Here is a 15,040-nt window from a genome sequence, read left to right on the forward strand (position 1 = left end):
GAATCAGATAAGGGATGCGAGGTGATCCACGGTCTCGGGGTATTTCTGCACAAGGCGAATGAGCGCAACAGCCTGCGCATTAGGTCTGGAACGGCCTTGCTCCCAGTTCTCCAGTGTTCTGGCGTTGGTCCGTAGACAGTTCGCGAACAGTGCCCTGGACATGTTGAGGCGCTGGCGCAGTTCCAACAGTTCATTAGGCGCCAAGGGGGCCAGTTCGATGGAGCTGACTTTGTGCGAGCGCAGGGTCTTCTTGCCTTGGCGTTCTTCGGCCAAGGCGTCGAAGCCTTCAGTGAGTTCAGTGAACAGGTTGCGTGGCATGGTGGGTCCTCGACAGGTATTCGCGTTCGAGCATGGTTCTCAGAGCTTTTCGCTGGGAGTCGGTCAAGTCATCCTGCATGCCTTTGCCGTATAGGGTAAACAGCCAGAATTGAGTCCCCGGAAGCCAGAAGTAGTAGATGACGCGGATACCGCCCCGCTTGCCCTTTTGGCGTTGGGAGTCCGAAAATCGCAGCTTCCGGAGGCCACCTGTACCTTGGATCAAATCTCCAGCAAGCGGATTCTTCAACAAAAACTGTTGCAAGGAGCGAAAGTCTTCGTCGCTCAGGTAACTGGGACGATGACGTTCGAACGGGGGAAGCTCAACAAAAACGGCGTCCATGCTGTGTACGTTATCTGCGTATAGTTTGGAAGAGGTGGTGAGGCCTGTCAATCCGGCCTCTAACCAGCCTATTACGCATTGACGCTACGCCTCAGCACGAATGAATTGCAGCAAGTAACGCAGGTATAGGCCTCGATCGGTCGATACAGCGTTTCACTCAAGATATTGACGGTGCTGGAGGATGTCGCTCAGATTGGCTGACCGCGATCCACCTTGCTGCTGAGAATGATCGACGTGGTGGTTTTTTCCACCCCGTCGACACTGCCGATCTGGTCGAGCAGCTGGTCCAGTTGCTCGGGCGAGTCCGTACGCAGCCAGGCCACATAGTCGAATTCGCCGCTTACTGCACACAGCTGCTGCACCTGGCCCATGGCACTCAGACGGCGTACCACTTCCTTCCCGGAGCGAGGCTGCACCTTGATCCCCACGTACGCTTGCAGCCCGCCACCCATCACACTCTGACCCAAGCGCACGCCATAGCCTGAGATGACCTTGTTCTTCTCCAGCCGTTCCAGGCGCGAGTTGACGGTGGTGCGGGCGATGCCCAGCTGGCGCGCGAGGGTAGCGACGCTTTCGCGGGCGTTGATTTGCAGCAGGGCGATCAGCTGGCGATCGATTTCATCCAGCGTGATAGAGCGGGGATCCGACATGGCGAGTCTCTACGGTTGGCCTGCTAGCCTAGCCAGCGAGGGCCAATCAGGGCAAGGCCGGGCACAGCTGAACAATCCGACGCGCTCCTACAACGACTGCGCTGGCCTGGTGGCTGTGCCTTCGGCATGATGAAGCGCTAGCTCAACGGGAACCTCAGCGTGAACCTCGACCACCTGCTCGAATGCTGGCGACTGGAAGTCGCCAACAAGAAAAGGCCCGGGCGCCGTATAAGCCTGCTGTTCAACGTGCTGCGCCGTGCGCGCAAGGACAACAAACTGCGTTTCCTCTTTGCCTACCGCCTGGCCCAGTACCTCGACGCCCGCGGCGGCCTGGCGCGGCGTCACGCCCGGCGCATGCAACAGCGGCTCAACCTCAAGTACGCGCTGGACATCGACATCGGCGCACAGATCGCACCCGGTCTGCGCATCGCGCACCTGCCGGGGGTAGTAATTACCCGACACGTGAGCATCGGGCGCAACTTCTTCGTCCGGCAGAACTGCTCGATCGGTATCAAGACACTAGGGTTGGACGATTACGCGCTGCGCATTGGTGACAACGTGAGCATGGGGGCTAACAGTTGCATCGTTGCCGACTGCATCGATATTGGCGACGACGTGGTGATTGGCGCGATGTCGTTGGTTACGCGGGATATTCCGGCTGGCATGACCTTCTACAACCCGCGGCAGGTCGAGATGCGGTCAAGAGGTGAGTAAGAAGAGTTACATTTCCGGAGCTGTGGGCGGGATGCTCGAATAATACTGTCTGGTGCAACCATTGCACTGTATCCATTGACGGCCTCGGTGGGTCGCAAGTAAGGCACTTGAATGGGCTTCGCGAAACAGGGCTCGACTGGTAGCAATGTGGGAGGAGTTGAATCCATGACCAACAAGCATTTCCAGCTGACCGAGGTAACCGTGGTGGGCCCCGCTTCATTGCTGCTCACCTTCGCGGACGGGGGAGTGTTCACACGAGCTCATCTGGAGCTGGATGGCCAAACATGAGCTGACGTTGGATCGAGCAGCTGAAGAGCTAGGGCTGAGCAGGCGTATGTTGGCTTATTACCGTAAGGGCGAAAAACCGGTGCCGAAGACAGTTGGCCTGGCCATGAAGGGTTGGGAAGCACTTTGGTTGCCTGAGACGCAGGCAAATAGCGTATCGAAGAAGCGGGCATAACGGCCCGGCTGATCGATAGGCATGAAAAAGCCGCGGAATCGCGCGGCTTTCTGGTATTTGGTGGGCCCACACGGACTTGAACCGTGGACCAAAGGATTATGAGTCCTCTGCTCTAACCAACTGAGCTATAGGCCCTCAGTAAGTGGCCGGATTATAACGAGGGTTTCGCACCTGTGCCATCTGAAAGATCCGATAGTGCTATGCGAAGAAACGTTGCCGCGAACTCGCCTGGCGGCAGCGGCAGGCTGACGATGTAGCCCTGGATCTGCTCGCAGCCTTCGGCCGCCAGGAAGCGTTGCTGAGCCTGGTTTTCCACGCCCTCGGCAATGATGGTCAGTTGCATGCTGCGGCCCAGGGCAATGATCGCACGGGCGATGGCGGCGTCGTGGGGGTCGTCGGGCAGGCCGCGGATGAACGACTTGTCGATCTTGAGAATGTCCAGTGGCAGGCGCTTGAGATAGCTCAGCGATGAATAGCCGGTGCCAAAGTCGTCGATGGCCAGCTGCACGCCCAGCTTTTTCAGCTGGTACAGCACGGCCAGTGCTTCTTCCGCCTGGCTCATGATGAAGTTTTCGGTGATCTCCAGTTGCAGGTCACCCGCCTTGAGCTGGTAGTGCTTGAGCAACTGTTCGATGCGCCGGGCCAGGTGTGGCTGGCGAAGCTGGGCGCCGGCGAGGTTGATCGACAATGGGCCGAAGGGTTCGTAGTGCTGCTTCCAGGCCTGCATCTGCCGGCAGGCTTGTTCCAGTACCCAGTCGCCGAGCTGGAGGATGGTGCCGTTCTCTTCTGCCAGGTGGATGAAGTGCTCTGGCGGCACTTCACCAAAGGTCGGGTGGCTCCAGCGGATCAGCGCCTCGGCGCCTACCAGGTTCTGGGTCTTGAGGCTGAGCTTGGGCTGGAAGCACAGGCTCATTTCGTTGCGTTCGACGGCGCGGCGTAGCTCGTGCTCCAGGGCGATGCGCTCGCTGGCCTGGGCGGTCAGGTCGCGGGTGTAGGCTTCGACGCGGTTGCGGCCTTTGGCTTTGGAGCGGTACATGGCAGCGTCGGCGTTGCGGATCAGCGTGGCCACGTCGGTGCCGTCCTGCGGATACAGGCTGATGCCGATGCTGGCGCTGGTGAAGAACTCGTGCTCACCGGCCTGGAACGGTGCGACAAAGCAGGCCAGCAGCTTGTTGGCGATGGTGCTGGCGTCACTGGGCTTGTGCAGGCCGGGCAGCAGGATGATGAACTCGTCACCGCCCAGGCGGGCCACGGTGTCGACGTCCCGCACCTGTTCTTTCAGGCGCTGTGCAATGCCCTTGAGCAGCAGGTCGCCGACCGGGTGGCCAAGGCTGTCGTTGATGTGCTTGAAGCGGTCGAGGTCAAGGAACAGCACCGCGCCCTGGCGGTTGGACACCTGCGCGCAAGTGAGCACGGCCTGCAGGCGGTTCTCGAACAAGGCACGGTTCGGCAGGCCGGTCAGCGGGTCGTGGTGGGCCTGGTAGTCGAGCTTGGCCTGGGCGTGCTTGAGGCTGGAAATGTCGGCGAACACGGCAACGAAGTGGGTGATCTCGCGTTCGCTGTTGCGCACCGCACTGATGGTCAGCCAGCCGGGGTACAGTTCGCCGTTCTTGCGCTTGTTGTAGATCTCACCTTGCCAGTGGCCCTCGGCAGTAAGCTGGTGCCACATGGCGGCATAGAAGGCGCTGTCGTGCTGGCCGGAGGCAAGCAGGCGCGGGGTCTGGCCGAGGGCTTCGATCTCGCTGTAGCCGGTGATTTCACTGAAGGCGCGGTTGACGGCACTGATGCGTTGGTCGATGTCGGTGATCAGCACGCCTTCGGCGGTGTTCTCGAACACGGTGGCGGCCAGCTGCAGTTTTTCCTGCATCAGGTGGCGCTCGGTGATGTCGCGGGCGATGGTCAGCATGCAGTCGACACCGGCAATCGGCAGGGGCCTGGCGGACAGCTCGCACAGGCGGATCTGCCCGTCGCTGCGGCGGATGTGGCAGGTGAAGTCGCGCACGAAGCCGTCGCGGTTGAGCTGGTCGACCATGCGTTTGCGTTCGTTGAGGTCGACCCAGATACCCAGGTCAAGCGAGGTCTGGTCGATGGTCGGGTTGAGGTCGTAGCCTGTGAGGCGGCAGAAGCCTTCGTTCACCTCAAGCAGCAAACCGTCGCTCTGGCGCGACAGCAGCAGGCCGTCGGGCGAAGCGTGGAACGCCTTGGCGAATTTCTCTTCCGAGGTTTGCAACTGCCCCTGGGTTTCCTTGAGCTGGCTGATGTCGCGCACCGCCACCACCAGCGCAGGTGTGCCGTCGAGTTCGAAGGTTTCGGCCGAGGTGAGGCCGGTGAACAGTTGGCCATTGCTGCGCCGGAAGCTCATTTCCAGGTTGCGGATGCCGCCCTGGTGCAGGCGCTCAAGCAGCGGGGGGCCGGAGCCTTCGACACCCCACAGGTGCAGATCCGTAGCGCTGCGGCCAAGCACCTGTCCCGCGGTCAGGCCGATCTGCTCTTCGAAGGCTTCGTTCACCTCCAGCAGGCAGCCGTCGCTGTGGCGGGCGATCAGCAGAATGTCGGGGCACTGCTGGAACACCGAGGCAAACTTTTGTTCGGAAAGGCGCAGGGCGTCCTCGGTACGCTTGGTTTCGCTGATGTCGATCATCAGCCCGCGCATCACCGGCTGGTGCCCGTGTTCGATCATGCTGACGATATTGCGTACCCACAGGGGCTGGCCGTCAGCCCGGATTACCCGATAGTCCAGGCTATGGTCGCGTCCGGCTGCGGTTTCGCTGTCGCAGTAGGCCTGGGCCCAGAGGGCGTCCTCCGGGTGCAGGATGCTGCGCCAGAAGCCCGGCCTGAGCCAGTCGCTCAGCGGGTAGCCAAGCAAGTCTTCGGCATGTGGGGAGACGTAGCTGTAGGTAAAGTCGTTGGCATCGGCTTCCCAGGCGATGGCGGACAGGCTCTCGACCAGTCCGCGGTAGTGGTACTCGCTGCTGCGCAGCTCCTGCTCCAGTGCGATACGCCGGGAAATTTCCGAGCTGAGCCGACGGTTGATTCGGATCACCACGGCCAGCACGGCCATCAGCAACAGCACCGTTGGCAGGCCATACACCAGCAGGTCAGACCAGAACATCCGTTGGTCGATCACATTACCCACCCAGCGCTGCTGGATCTGGCTGACTTCGCCGCTGCTCATGTCGGCCATGACTTTGTCCAGAATGCCCACCAGCACTTTGTTGTCGCGTGGTGCGGCCATGGCCAACTGGTAGCGGTAGGGCGTTTCGCCACTGACATAGAGCCCATCGAGCTTGAGCTGGCGCAGGCTCCAGATGCTTGAAGCGAGGTCGCCGACCACGGCGTCCACCTGATCGGTGGCCAAGGCCTGCAAGGTGGAGCTCACATTGGGCAGTGCCACCAGGTTGAGGTCGGGGTGATGGGTACGCAGCAGTTCGTGCGGGGCGTAGTTTTCGACCACGGCTATCTTCAGGCCGTACAGGTCGTCCAGTTTGCGCGGTTGTGCGCCGCCTTTGTGGGCGAGGATGACGATGGGGAAGTCGAGGTACGGGCGGGTGAAGGCCAGATAGCCTTGGCGTTCGGGGGTGGACATGATACCGGGCAGCAGGTCGATGCGGTTTTCCCGCGCTTGCGCCAGTACCTCGGTCCAGCTGCTGGGCTCGACCGGTTTGAGCGTCACGCCCAGGCGTTGCTGGATCGCGGCGATGTAATCGGCGGCCAATCCCTGGTACCGGCCCTCCTGGTCGCGAAACTCGAACGGTGGCCAAGAGGCGTCTACGCCCAGGCTCAGCTGTTGGTGGGCAGCCAGCCAGGCTTTCTCCTCGTCTGTCAGGGTCAGGGCGCCGGCCGTTGTGTTCCACAAAATCAGGAGCAGCAGCAGAATGGCCGGCATGAGCGGCATAGCGGCCTCGCACTTTTTGGGGTCTGACGTCGAGTGTAGACGGGCATTGCGCAAGCGTGGGGTAAGCGAGATATGTGTAGGAGCAGCCTTGTGCTGCGAAAGCGCCGTATGGGCGGAGGTGTACGGTGACCCGGATGGCTTCTTCGCAGCACAAGGCTGCTCCTACAGGGACCGCGAGTGTTTCAAAAGGCAGAAAAGAAAAACCCCGGCCTGGGCCGGGGTTTTGTCATCACTCGTCGAGGAAGGAGCGCAGATGCTCGCTGCGAGTGGGGTGGCGCAGTTTGCGCAACGCCTTCGCTTCGATCTGACGGATCCGCTCACGCGTTACGTCAAACTGCTTACCTACCTCTTCGAGGGTGTGGTCGGTGTTCATGTCGATACCGAAGCGCATGCGCAGCACCTTGGCTTCGCGTGCAGTCAGGCCCGAGAGCACGTCACGGGTGGCTTCCTTGAGGCTTTCGACCGTGGCCACGTCGATCGGGGACTGCATGGTCGAGTCCTCGATGAAGTCGCCCAGGTGCGAATCTTCGTCGTCACCGATCGGGGTTTCCATGGAGATCGGCTCTTTGGCGATCTTCAGTACCTTGCGGATCTTGTCCTCAGGCATTTCCATGCGCTCGCCCAGCTCTTCCGGGGTCGGTTCGCGACCCATTTCCTGCAGCATCTGGCGGGAAATACGGTTGAGCTTGTTGATCGTCTCGATCATGTGCACCGGAATACGGATGGTGCGTGCCTGGTCGGCGATCGAGCGGGTGATCGCCTGACGGATCCACCAGGTGGCGTAGGTCGAGAACTTGTAGCCGCGACGGTATTCGAACTTGTCCACCGCTTTCATCAAGCCGATGTTGCCTTCCTGGATCAGGTCGAGGAACTGCAGGCCACGGTTGGTGTACTTCTTGGCGATGGAGATCACCAGACGCAGGTTCGCCTCGACCATTTCTTTCTTGGCGCGACGGGCCTTGGCTTCACCGATCGACATGCGACGGTTGATGTCCTTGATCTCGGCAACGGTCAGGCCGGTTTCGGTCTCAAGGTCGATCAGCTTCTGCTGGCAAGCGACGATGGCGGCGTCCTTTTCACCCAGGGCAGCAGCCCACTTGGTGTTGCGCTTGGCCAGGTCACCGCTCCAGGTCTGGTCGGTTTCGTTGCTCGGGAACATGCGCAGGAAGTCGGCACGCGGCATGCGGGCATCACGCACGCACAGCTGCATGATGGCGCGCTCTTGCTGACGCAGACGGTTCAGGGCATCACGAACACGCTCTACCAGGACCTCGAACTGCTTGGGTACCAGCTTGATCGGCATGAACAGGTCGGCGAGGGCTTGCAGGGCCGCGATGCTTTCCTTGTGGGCACGACCGTGCTTCTTCACGACCTTGAAGGTCGCCTGAAGCTGGTCGGATACCGCACCGAAACGTTGGGCTGCGACTACCGGGTCCGGACCGCTCTCGGTCTCTTCCTCGTCGTCACTGCTCTCGGCTTCTTCCTCTTCGTCGTCAGACTCTTCCTTCGCAGCTGCGGCCTTGGCGCCAGGGATCGGCACCTCTTCGGTCGGCGCGGCGATGTTGTCGTCAGGGTCGATGTAACCGCTGAGCACGTCCGACAGGCGGCCGCCCTCGGTGGTGACGCGGTCATATTCGCCGAGAATGTAATCGACAGTGCCCGGGAAGTGAGCGATGGCGCCCATGACTTCACGGATGCCTTCCTCGATACGCTTGGCGATTTCGATCTCGCCTTCGCGGGTCAGAAGCTCGACGGTACCCATTTCACGCATGTACATGCGCACCGGGTCGGTCGTGCGGCCGATATCGGTTTCAACTGCCGCCAACGCAGCAGCGGCTTCTTCGGCCGCGGCTTCGTCGGTGTCGGCTTCCGCCAACAGAAGGGCATCCGCATCCGGAGCACTCTCGAATACGTTGATCCCCATGTCGTTGATCATGCGGATGATGTCTTCCACCTGTTCAGGATCTGAAATATCCTCAGGCAGGTGGTCGTTGACCTCCGCGTAAGTCAGGTAGCCCTGCTCACGACCGCGGGTGATCAACTCTTTGATACGAGACTGCTGTTGCGCTTTTCCGGACATAACACCCTATCCACTGAAGGTCTTGGCGGGCAAAAAACAAGCCGAGGATTATACCCGAGCATGGGCCTCACGCGCCAGATGAGGTCGGCGTTTGTGCGGGAACATTCCGGCTCAGCAGGGCGAGGAGCTGGGTTTTTTCCTCGCTGGTCAACTCACTTTGACGTGATTTCCTGAGCAGTTGTTCCAGGCTGCGCTCGCGTTGGCGGGCGGACAAGCTAGTTATAGTGTCGAAAAACTGTTGTTCAAGGTTGTCGGCTACGATCAGCCATTCCTTTTCCGCCAGGGCCCGCAGCAGGCGGCCCTGTTCGGTGCCATGCCAGCGTGCGATCAACTGCATTGAGCTTAGCCCAGGATTTTTCTGTGCGGCTTCGATCAATGACACCAGCAGCTGGCTGTACAGGTGTTCTTCGTCGGCAAAGTGGCTGGCATCTTCCACCTTGCCGGCCAGCAACGGGTGGTGCAGCAGAGTGCGCAGGGCGGCCAGGGTAGGCGGCTCGACCGGGGCTGGCACGCGCGGTGGCGCTTCATCTCGTTGCTGCCAGGCTTTGCCGCCTTTGCGATTCTTGTCCCAGGGTTTGTCGCTCCACTGCTTTTTGCCCCCGCCCTTGTTCGGCTTCCACGCCTGCTCCTGCTGAGCGGGGACGAAGTCGTGCTGCGGCATGTCGCCGTAGTCAGGGGTGTAGCTGGCCATGGCGTCGTAGTCGTAGCCAGGGTCGTAGTCCGGCACACCGCTGGCCGCTGGCGCTTGTTGGGCCAGTTGCTCGACCTGCTGCGGGTCCAGGCCGGTGATTTCCTTCAGGCGGTTGCGCATCAGTTGGCGCAGGTTGGCGCCAGGGATCTTTTCGATCAACGGTGCGGCCAGGGTCGCCATGTGCGCCTTGCCTTCCAGCGATCGCGGGTCGGCTTCAACGCCCAGTTGCTCGAAGAAGTAGTCGGCCAGCGGCTGGGCGTGCTGGTTGATGCGGGCCCTGAAGGCATCGGTACCTTCGGCGCGCACCAGGCTGTCCGGATCTTCGCCTTCGGGCAGGAACAGGAAGCGGGCGCGGCGGCCGTCCTGCAGGTTCGACAGGGTCGACTCCAGTGCACGCCAGGCGGCCTTGCGCCCGGCCTGGTCGCCGTCGAAGCAGAACAGCACGCTGGGCACTACCCGGAACAGGCGCTTGAGGTGCTCTTCGCTGGTGGCGGTGCCAAGGGTAGCCACGGCATTGCGCAGGCCCTGTTGAGCCAAGGCGATGACGTCCATGTAGCCCTCGACGACGATGATTTCGTCGAGGTTGCGGTTGTGCTTGCGCGCCTCGTACAGCCCGTACAGTTCCTGGCCCTTGTGGAACACCGGGGTTTCCGGGGAGTTCAGGTACTTGGGCTTGTCGTCGCCCAGTACCCGGCCACCGAAGGCGATGATGCGCCCGCGGCTGTCGCGAATGGGGAACATCACCCGGTCGCGGAAGCGGTCGTAGCGCTTGCCGCTTTCGGCGTTTTCGATCAGCAGGCCGGCATCGATCATCACCTTTTGCTGCAGGGCGTCAGCACCCAGGTGCTTGAGCAGGTTGTCCCAGCCGGGCGGGGCGAAGCCCAGGCAGAAATCGCGAGCGATCTCCCCGGACAGGCCGCGGCCCTTGAGATAGTCCACCGCGGCCTTGCGGGTCGGGTGGCTGCGCAGGGCCTGGCGGTAGAACTCCGAGGCGGCGTCCAGCAGCGGGTACAGCGGCGAGTCGGTTGGCTGGCGAGGCTTCTGGTCGCGGCGGCCTTGCTCGCGGGGCACTTCCATGCCAGCGGCGCGGGCCAGTTCTTCGACAGCCTGGGGGAAGTCCAGGTTGTCGTGGTCCATGACGAAGCCCAAAGCGTTGCCGCCGGCGCCGCAGCCGAAGCAGTAGTAGAACTGCTTGTCGGGGCTGACCGTGAAGGAAGGTGTCTTCTCTTTATGGAACGGGCAGCAGGCCGAGTAGTTTTTGCCGGTTTTTTTCAACTGGACGCGCGAACTCACCACGTCGACGATGTCGAGGCGGTTGATCAGGTCGTCAATGAAACTCTGGGGAATCAGCCCGGCCATGGCAGTCTCGTCATCTGGCAACTGGCAAGTCTAATCGCTCACGCGCCGAACGGGGCAGGTGATGCTTGGGGAAGTGCGAGGGAAATGTGTGCTCGTCGCCAGCCCCTAAGGGCCCGTCAGTCGGACGTGCACGTCTGGTCATACAGCAAGAAAGACCAGCTCTGACGTTTCAGGCAGGTTGCCCCTGTGCACTTCGCGTGAAGCTTGTGCGGGGCCTTGAGCTAGCTGCTCAAGTTTGAAACGACCGCTGCCATCACCCGGCGGTTAGCCGGGCAGGGCAGAAGCTTTGCGTAGAACGTCTGTATTAGTACAGACGAACGGCGCGGCGCTGTTCGCGCTGTACTTTCTTGGCGTGACGCTTAACAGCAGCAGCTGCTTTGCGCTTACGCTCGGCGGTCGGCTTCTCGTAAAACTCGCGGCTACGAACTTCAGCCAGTACACCGGCTTTTTCGCAGGAGCGCTTGAAACGACGCAGAGCTACGTCGAAGGGTTCGTTCTCTTTAACTTTGACGGCTGGCATCCAGGGCTACCTTAATTCATTACCGGGGTAGACGTGCTCCTGGCAAAACAAAGGTGTGCTGGAGAACGTCGGTTTTCAAGGGTTGCGGATGTTAACCCTTAGCAAGCCGGAATGCAAAGCCTCTGATCGAAAACCGCTGGTCGGCATCCGACACGGGGACTATCATGCGCGCCTTCGAATTCAGCCCCCACAAGGGACGAACCCATGCTAGTACTGGGATTGGAAACATCCTGCGACGAAACTGGCGTCGCATTATACGACAGTGAGCGCGGCTTGTTGGCCGACGCACTGTTCAGCCAGATTGACCTGCATCGCGTGTTTGGCGGTGTGGTGCCCGAGCTTGCCTCGCGTGACCACGTGAAGCGCATGTTGCCGCTGATTCGCCAGGTGCTGGAGGAGGCGGGCTGCGTCGCCACCGAGATCGACGCCATTGCCTACACCGCGGGCCCTGGCCTGGTCGGCGCATTGCTGGTGGGCGCCTCCTGCGCCCAGGCGCTGGCCTTTGCCTGGGACATTCCGGCGATTGGCGTGCACCACATGGAAGGCCACTTGCTGGCGCCCATGCTGGAAGAAAACCCCCCTGAGTTTCCGTTCGTCGCTTTGTTGGTTTCAGGCGGACACACCCAGCTGGTACGCGTCGATGGCATCGGTCAGTACGAACTGCTGGGCGAAAGCCTGGACGATGCCGCCGGCGAAGCGTTCGACAAGACCGCCAAGCTGATCGGCCTCAATTACCCCGGCGGCCCGGAAATCGCGCGCCTGGCCGAGCAGGGCGTACCTGGGCGCTTCGTGTTCCCGCGGCCGATGACCGACCGCCCGGGCCTGGAATTCAGCTTCAGTGGCCTCAAGACCTTCGCCCTCAACACCTGGCAGCAATGCAAGAACGCTGGCGACGACAGTGAGCAAACCCGTTGCGACCTGTCCCTGGCATTCCAGCAGGCGGTGGTGGAGACTTTGACCATCAAGTGCAAGCGGGCGCTCAAGCAGACCGGCCTCAAACGCCTGGTCATCGCGGGTGGTGTGAGTGCCAACAAGGCTTTGCGCGCGTCCCTCGAAGACATGCTCGGCAGCATCAAGGGCAATGTGTACTACGCGCGCCCGCAGTTCTGTACCGACAACGGCGCGATGATCGCCTACGCCGGTTGCCAGCGCCTGTTGGCGGGGCAGCACCAGGACCTGGCGATCAGCGTGCAGGCGCGCTGGCCGATGGAGCAGTTGCCGCCGCTGTAACGTGTGAAGCCGAACGGTCAGAAGTGCCGTTCGCGCCCGGCGAACAGGTCGCGCAGGTTTTTGCGGTGGCGCCATACGATCATCACGGTCAGCACGGTGATCGGCAGCAGGGCTTCGGGCTCGCGCCAGGCCAGCAATGGCAAGGTCAGCGGCGTGGCAATCAGCGCCGCCAGCGAGCTGGTGCGGGTGAGGTAGAACGTCAGCAGCCAAGCGCCGATGGCCAGCAGCGCGGCCGGGAAATACAGGCCCATGAGCATGCCGGCAGCCGTCGCCACGCCCTTGCCACCCCGGAAGCGGAAGTACAGGGGAAACAGGTGGCCCAGCACCGCGCACACGCCCACCCAGGCTTGCGCGTGCAGGTCCAGCCCGGCAAGGCGGGCGAGCAATACCGGCAAAAGGCCCTTGCACAGGTCGCCAAGCAGGGTCAGGATCGCCAGTTTACGGCCTGCCAGGCGTAGCATGTTGGTGGCGCCGGCATTGCCTGAACCACTGGAACGCGGGTCCGGGCTGCCCGAAAGGCGGCTGAGGAGAATGGCGAAGGACAGTGAGCCGAGCAGGTAGGCGAGCAACGCCAGTAACCAAAACATGCTAACTATTCCGGGCGAGGACGCCCTGATTCTAACGGCGCCAGTCGCCCTTGTCGTGCTGTGGAGAGAAGTGCTTGGACAGAGTGTTCATCGAAGGCCTGGAAGTCGATACCGTCATCGGTGCCTATGACTGGGAGCGGGATATTCGCCAGTGCTTGCGCCTGGACCTGAGCTTTGCCTGGGACAACCGCCCGGCCGCAGCGGGTGACGACCTGAACCTGGCGCTGGACTACGCCAGCGTCTCGGCACGCATCCAGGCGTTTGCCGAGCAGGCCCGTTTCGAGTTGGTGGAAACCTTTGCCGAGCGCCTGGTGGCAACCTTGATGGAAGAATTCCATATCCCCTGGGTGCGGTTGAAACTGACCAAGCCAGGTGCGGTACCGGCGGCCCGTGGCGGTGTAGGCGTGGAGATCGAGCGCGGATGTCTCTGAGCACGGTTTACCTTGGCCTCGGCAGCAACATCGACCGTGAGGCGCACTTGTGCGCCGGGCTAGATGCGTTGGCGGGCATCCTCACCGACATGCGCTGCTCGCCGGTGTTCGAAAGCCAGCCGGTGGGTATCAAGAGCGGGCCGTTCATCAATTTCGTGGTGACCGGGCAAACCGCACTGCCGCTGATCGAACTGGACCGTCGGCTGAAGTTCATCGAGGCCGAAAATGGCCGTTACGCGCCGGACCGCAAAGGGCTGCCGCTGGATATCGATGTGCTGATGTATGACGATCTGCACGGCACCTTCGATGGGCTGGTACTGCCCCGGGCCGAGATCATGAAGAATGCGTTTGTGCTGTGGCCGCTGTCGTTGCTGGCGCCTGAGCTGGTGCATCCGGGGGCAGGCAAGAGCATGGCCCGGTTGTGGCAAGAGGCACAGATTGACCAGGTGCTGGCCCCGGTCGCCTTCGAGTGGCGTGGGTTGCAGCTGACACCCGCTTAAGCCTGTTCCGGCCCTTTTGCGGTCAAAGCCACTCCCACAAGTACTACGCAGGTTTCTGGCCCACGTTGTACCTGCGGGAGCGGCTTTAGCCGCGAAGAGACCGTATGGTCAGTCGAGTTGGTAAGCCTCAAGCGCTTTCAGCCGCTCAGCCTTGAGCGCTTCGCCCAGTGCCTGCCCAGTCAGCCCGGCCTGCACCAACGGCTTCACATCCACCGCTCGCGCCGCTGCTGCTGCGCCACGCAGGTAATCGGCCTGTGGATAACCTGGCTGGCCATCACCTAGCGCCGCCATCTCGCAAGCGACCACAAAATCCTCGAACCGCTGCGGCCTTCGGTAAACATCGAACTTCTGCAACAGCTCCAGTAGCGCCGTGGCTGGCAGCTCCAGCGCCTGATTAGCTTGTGCCAGGCACTCTCCCGTCAGTAAGGCCAGCTCCTGGCAATCCCTTGGGGCCTTGAGGCGCTGGTTGACGGCTTTGATTGATGCCGGTGCCAGCCCGCGCAACAGGCACGCCCAGCGCACATGCAGGGGCTGTTCATGCGCCGCTGCCTGCTCCAGCGCCGCCAGGGCCTGGGCATCGTCAACAAGCTCAGGCAGCAGGGCCTGCAGGGCGTCGCAATCGCGCAGCACCTGGAAGAACACCTGGGGCTGTGCCTCCATCAGCGCCCGCTCGATTTCCTTCCAGCTGCGCTCTGCAGTCAGCGCCTGCAGCTCGCCAGAGGCGCTGATCTGGCGCATCAGCTCAAGCGTTTCTTCGGCAACCCGGAAACCAAGCGGTGCATAGCGGGCAGCAAAGCGCGCAACGCGCAGCACGCGCAAAGGATCTTCGGCGAATGCCGGTGAAACGTGGCGTAAAATTCGCCTTTCGAGATCGTCTTTGCCGTGGTAGAGATCGTACACCGTGCCTGCTTCGTCCTCGGCCATCGCGTTGATGGTCAGGTCACGGCGAATCAGGTCTTCCTCCAGTGTCACGTCAGGGCTGGCGTGAAAAGTGAACCCGCCATACCCGCGCCCGCTCTTGCGCTCGGTGCGCGCCAAGGCATATTCCTCGCCGGTTTTCGGGTGCAGGAATACCGGAAAATCAGCGCCCACCGGCCGATAACCCTTGGCGTGCATTTCTTCAACGGTGGCGCCTACCACCAGCCAGTCGATATCGCTGACAGGAAGGCCGAGCAGGCGGTCGCGCACGGCGCCGCCGACTTTGTAGATGTGCATGTGCAGCTCTCCATAACTGCCGACAGGATAACCCGTCGGCAGTTATGGTG

14 protein-coding genes and 1 tRNA gene are annotated in these 15,040 nt (G+C 61.7%); 5 read left to right on the plus strand and 10 right to left on the minus strand.

The annotated features are described in order from the left end of the window. Window positions 1-3: 3 nt before the first annotated feature. From MRBLPB4O_RS01905 to MRBLPB4O_RS01915, 3 genes are all read right to left on the minus strand, one after another. Complete coding sequence (locus MRBLPB4O_RS01905; protein ID WP_341797384.1) at window positions 4-318, minus strand: transcriptional regulator; 315 nt, start codon at window positions 316-318, stop codon at window positions 4-6. Then, entirely contained in the window at window positions 296-658 is a 363-nt protein-coding gene (locus MRBLPB4O_RS01910; protein WP_341797385.1) for a toxin, read from the minus strand. The genes MRBLPB4O_RS01905 and MRBLPB4O_RS01910 overlap by 23 nt, the downstream gene beginning before the upstream one ends. A 188-nt stretch (window positions 659-846) precedes the next feature. Further along, entirely contained in the window at window positions 847-1,308 is a 462-nt protein-coding gene (locus tag MRBLPB4O_RS01915; RefSeq protein WP_341797386.1) for an Lrp/AsnC family transcriptional regulator, read from the minus strand. Between the two features lie 159 nt (window positions 1,309-1,467). Here MRBLPB4O_RS01915 and MRBLPB4O_RS01920 point away from each other — a divergent pair, with 159 nt between their 5' ends. Both MRBLPB4O_RS01920 and MRBLPB4O_RS01925 read left to right on the plus strand, forming a co-directional pair. Next, window positions 1,468-2,022 carry a serine acetyltransferase gene (locus MRBLPB4O_RS01920; protein WP_341797387.1) on the plus strand — a complete coding sequence of 185 codons (555 nt, stop codon included), beginning with the start codon at window positions 1,468-1,470 and terminating at the stop codon, window positions 2,020-2,022. A gap of 165 nt (window positions 2,023-2,187) precedes the next feature. Beyond that, window positions 2,188-2,310 (plus strand): hypothetical protein, encoded by a 123-nt coding sequence (locus tag MRBLPB4O_RS01925; RefSeq protein ID WP_341797388.1) that lies wholly within the window; start codon window positions 2,188-2,190, stop codon window positions 2,308-2,310. A gap of 230 nt (window positions 2,311-2,540) precedes the next feature. Here the strand turns inward: MRBLPB4O_RS01925 and MRBLPB4O_RS01930 are convergent. From MRBLPB4O_RS01930 to rpsU, 5 genes are all read right to left on the minus strand, one after another. Further along, window positions 2,541-2,617 (minus strand) — tRNA-Ile (locus tag MRBLPB4O_RS01930). Window positions 2,618-2,633: 16 nt separating this feature from the next. Next, the gene (locus tag MRBLPB4O_RS01935; protein ID WP_341797389.1) at window positions 2,634-6,377 is read right to left on the minus strand and encodes an EAL domain-containing protein; all 3,744 of its coding nucleotides are present in this window, start codon (window positions 6,375-6,377) and stop codon (window positions 2,634-2,636) included. Window positions 6,378-6,606: 229 nt separating this feature from the next. After that, window positions 6,607-8,457, minus strand: a complete 1,851-nt coding sequence (gene rpoD / locus MRBLPB4O_RS01940; RefSeq protein WP_016497695.1) for an RNA polymerase sigma factor RpoD — start codon at window positions 8,455-8,457, stop codon at window positions 6,607-6,609. A gap of 67 nt (window positions 8,458-8,524) precedes the next feature. Beyond that, on the minus strand, window positions 8,525-10,507 hold the full coding sequence (gene dnaG, locus MRBLPB4O_RS01945; protein WP_341797390.1) for a DNA primase: 1,983 nt from the start codon (window positions 10,505-10,507) through the stop codon (window positions 8,525-8,527). Between the two features lie 304 nt (window positions 10,508-10,811). Then, window positions 10,812-11,027 (minus strand): 30S ribosomal protein S21, encoded by a 216-nt coding sequence (gene rpsU, locus MRBLPB4O_RS01950; protein ID WP_003255575.1) that lies wholly within the window; start codon window positions 11,025-11,027, stop codon window positions 10,812-10,814. Window positions 11,028-11,231: 204 nt separating this feature from the next. On the opposite strand from rpsU, the gene tsaD reads away from it, so the two are divergent. After that, window positions 11,232-12,257 carry a tRNA (adenosine(37)-N6)-threonylcarbamoyltransferase complex transferase subunit TsaD gene (tsaD, locus tag MRBLPB4O_RS01955; RefSeq protein ID WP_016497697.1) on the plus strand — a complete coding sequence of 342 codons (1,026 nt, stop codon included), beginning with the start codon at window positions 11,232-11,234 and terminating at the stop codon, window positions 12,255-12,257. A gap of 17 nt (window positions 12,258-12,274) precedes the next feature. On the opposite strand, the gene plsY is transcribed toward tsaD, so the two are convergent. Next, window positions 12,275-12,844, minus strand: coding sequence for a glycerol-3-phosphate 1-O-acyltransferase PlsY (plsY, locus tag MRBLPB4O_RS01960; RefSeq protein ID WP_043202462.1), 570 nt, complete (start codon window positions 12,842-12,844; stop codon window positions 12,275-12,277). A 74-nt stretch (window positions 12,845-12,918) separates the two neighbouring features. On the opposite strand from plsY, the gene folB reads away from it, so the two are divergent. Beyond that, window positions 12,919-13,275 carry a dihydroneopterin aldolase gene (gene folB / locus MRBLPB4O_RS01965; RefSeq protein ID WP_004375185.1) on the plus strand — a complete coding sequence of 119 codons (357 nt, stop codon included), beginning with the start codon at window positions 12,919-12,921 and terminating at the stop codon, window positions 13,273-13,275. Continuing rightward, window positions 13,266-13,775 carry a 2-amino-4-hydroxy-6-hydroxymethyldihydropteridine diphosphokinase gene (gene folK, locus MRBLPB4O_RS01970; RefSeq protein ID WP_341797391.1) on the plus strand — a complete coding sequence of 170 codons (510 nt, stop codon included), beginning with the start codon at window positions 13,266-13,268 and terminating at the stop codon, window positions 13,773-13,775. The genes folB and folK overlap by 10 nt, the downstream gene beginning before the upstream one ends. Window positions 13,776-13,883: 108 nt before the next feature. On the opposite strand, the gene MRBLPB4O_RS01975 is transcribed toward folK, so the two are convergent. Continuing rightward, window positions 13,884-14,990 (minus strand): multifunctional CCA addition/repair protein, encoded by a 1,107-nt coding sequence (locus MRBLPB4O_RS01975; RefSeq protein ID WP_341797392.1) that lies wholly within the window; start codon window positions 14,988-14,990, stop codon window positions 13,884-13,886. Window positions 14,991-15,040 lie beyond the last annotated feature (50 nt).

This window comes from Pseudomonas sp. LPB4.O, assembly GCF_038383825.1.
GTDB classification, from domain to species: domain Bacteria; phylum Pseudomonadota; class Gammaproteobacteria; order Pseudomonadales; family Pseudomonadaceae; genus Aquipseudomonas; species Aquipseudomonas putida.

Coding starts and splice junctions, on each gene's coding strand:
- MRBLPB4O_RS01935 (WP_341797389.1), bottom strand. CDS start 6,377: ATGCCGCTCATGCCGGCCATTCTGCTGCTGCTCCTGATTTTGTGGAAC.
- MRBLPB4O_RS01915 (WP_341797386.1), bottom strand. CDS start 1,308: ATGTCGGATCCCCGCTCTATCACGCTGGATGAAATCGATCGCCAGCTG.
- MRBLPB4O_RS01975 (WP_341797392.1), bottom strand. CDS start 14,990: ATGCACATCTACAAAGTCGGCGGCGCCGTGCGCGACCGCCTGCTCGGC.
- MRBLPB4O_RS01910 (WP_341797385.1), bottom strand. CDS start 658: ATGGACGCCGTTTTTGTTGAGCTTCCCCCGTTCGAACGTCATCGTCCC.
- rpoD (WP_016497695.1), bottom strand. CDS start 8,457: ATGTCCGGAAAAGCGCAACAGCAGTCTCGTATCAAAGAGTTGATCACC.
- rpsU (WP_003255575.1), bottom strand. CDS start 11,027: ATGCCAGCCGTCAAAGTTAAAGAGAACGAACCCTTCGACGTAGCTCTG.
- tsaD (WP_016497697.1), top strand. CDS start 11,232: ATGCTAGTACTGGGATTGGAAACATCCTGCGACGAAACTGGCGTCGCA.
- folK (WP_341797391.1), top strand. CDS start 13,266: ATGTCTCTGAGCACGGTTTACCTTGGCCTCGGCAGCAACATCGACCGT.
- MRBLPB4O_RS01925 (WP_341797388.1), top strand. CDS start 2,188: ATGACCAACAAGCATTTCCAGCTGACCGAGGTAACCGTGGTGGGCCCC.
- plsY (WP_043202462.1), bottom strand. CDS start 12,844: ATGTTTTGGTTACTGGCGTTGCTCGCCTACCTGCTCGGCTCACTGTCC.
- MRBLPB4O_RS01905 (WP_341797384.1), bottom strand. CDS start 318: ATGCCACGCAACCTGTTCACTGAACTCACTGAAGGCTTCGACGCCTTG.
- dnaG (WP_341797390.1), bottom strand. CDS start 10,507: ATGGCCGGGCTGATTCCCCAGAGTTTCATTGACGACCTGATCAACCGC.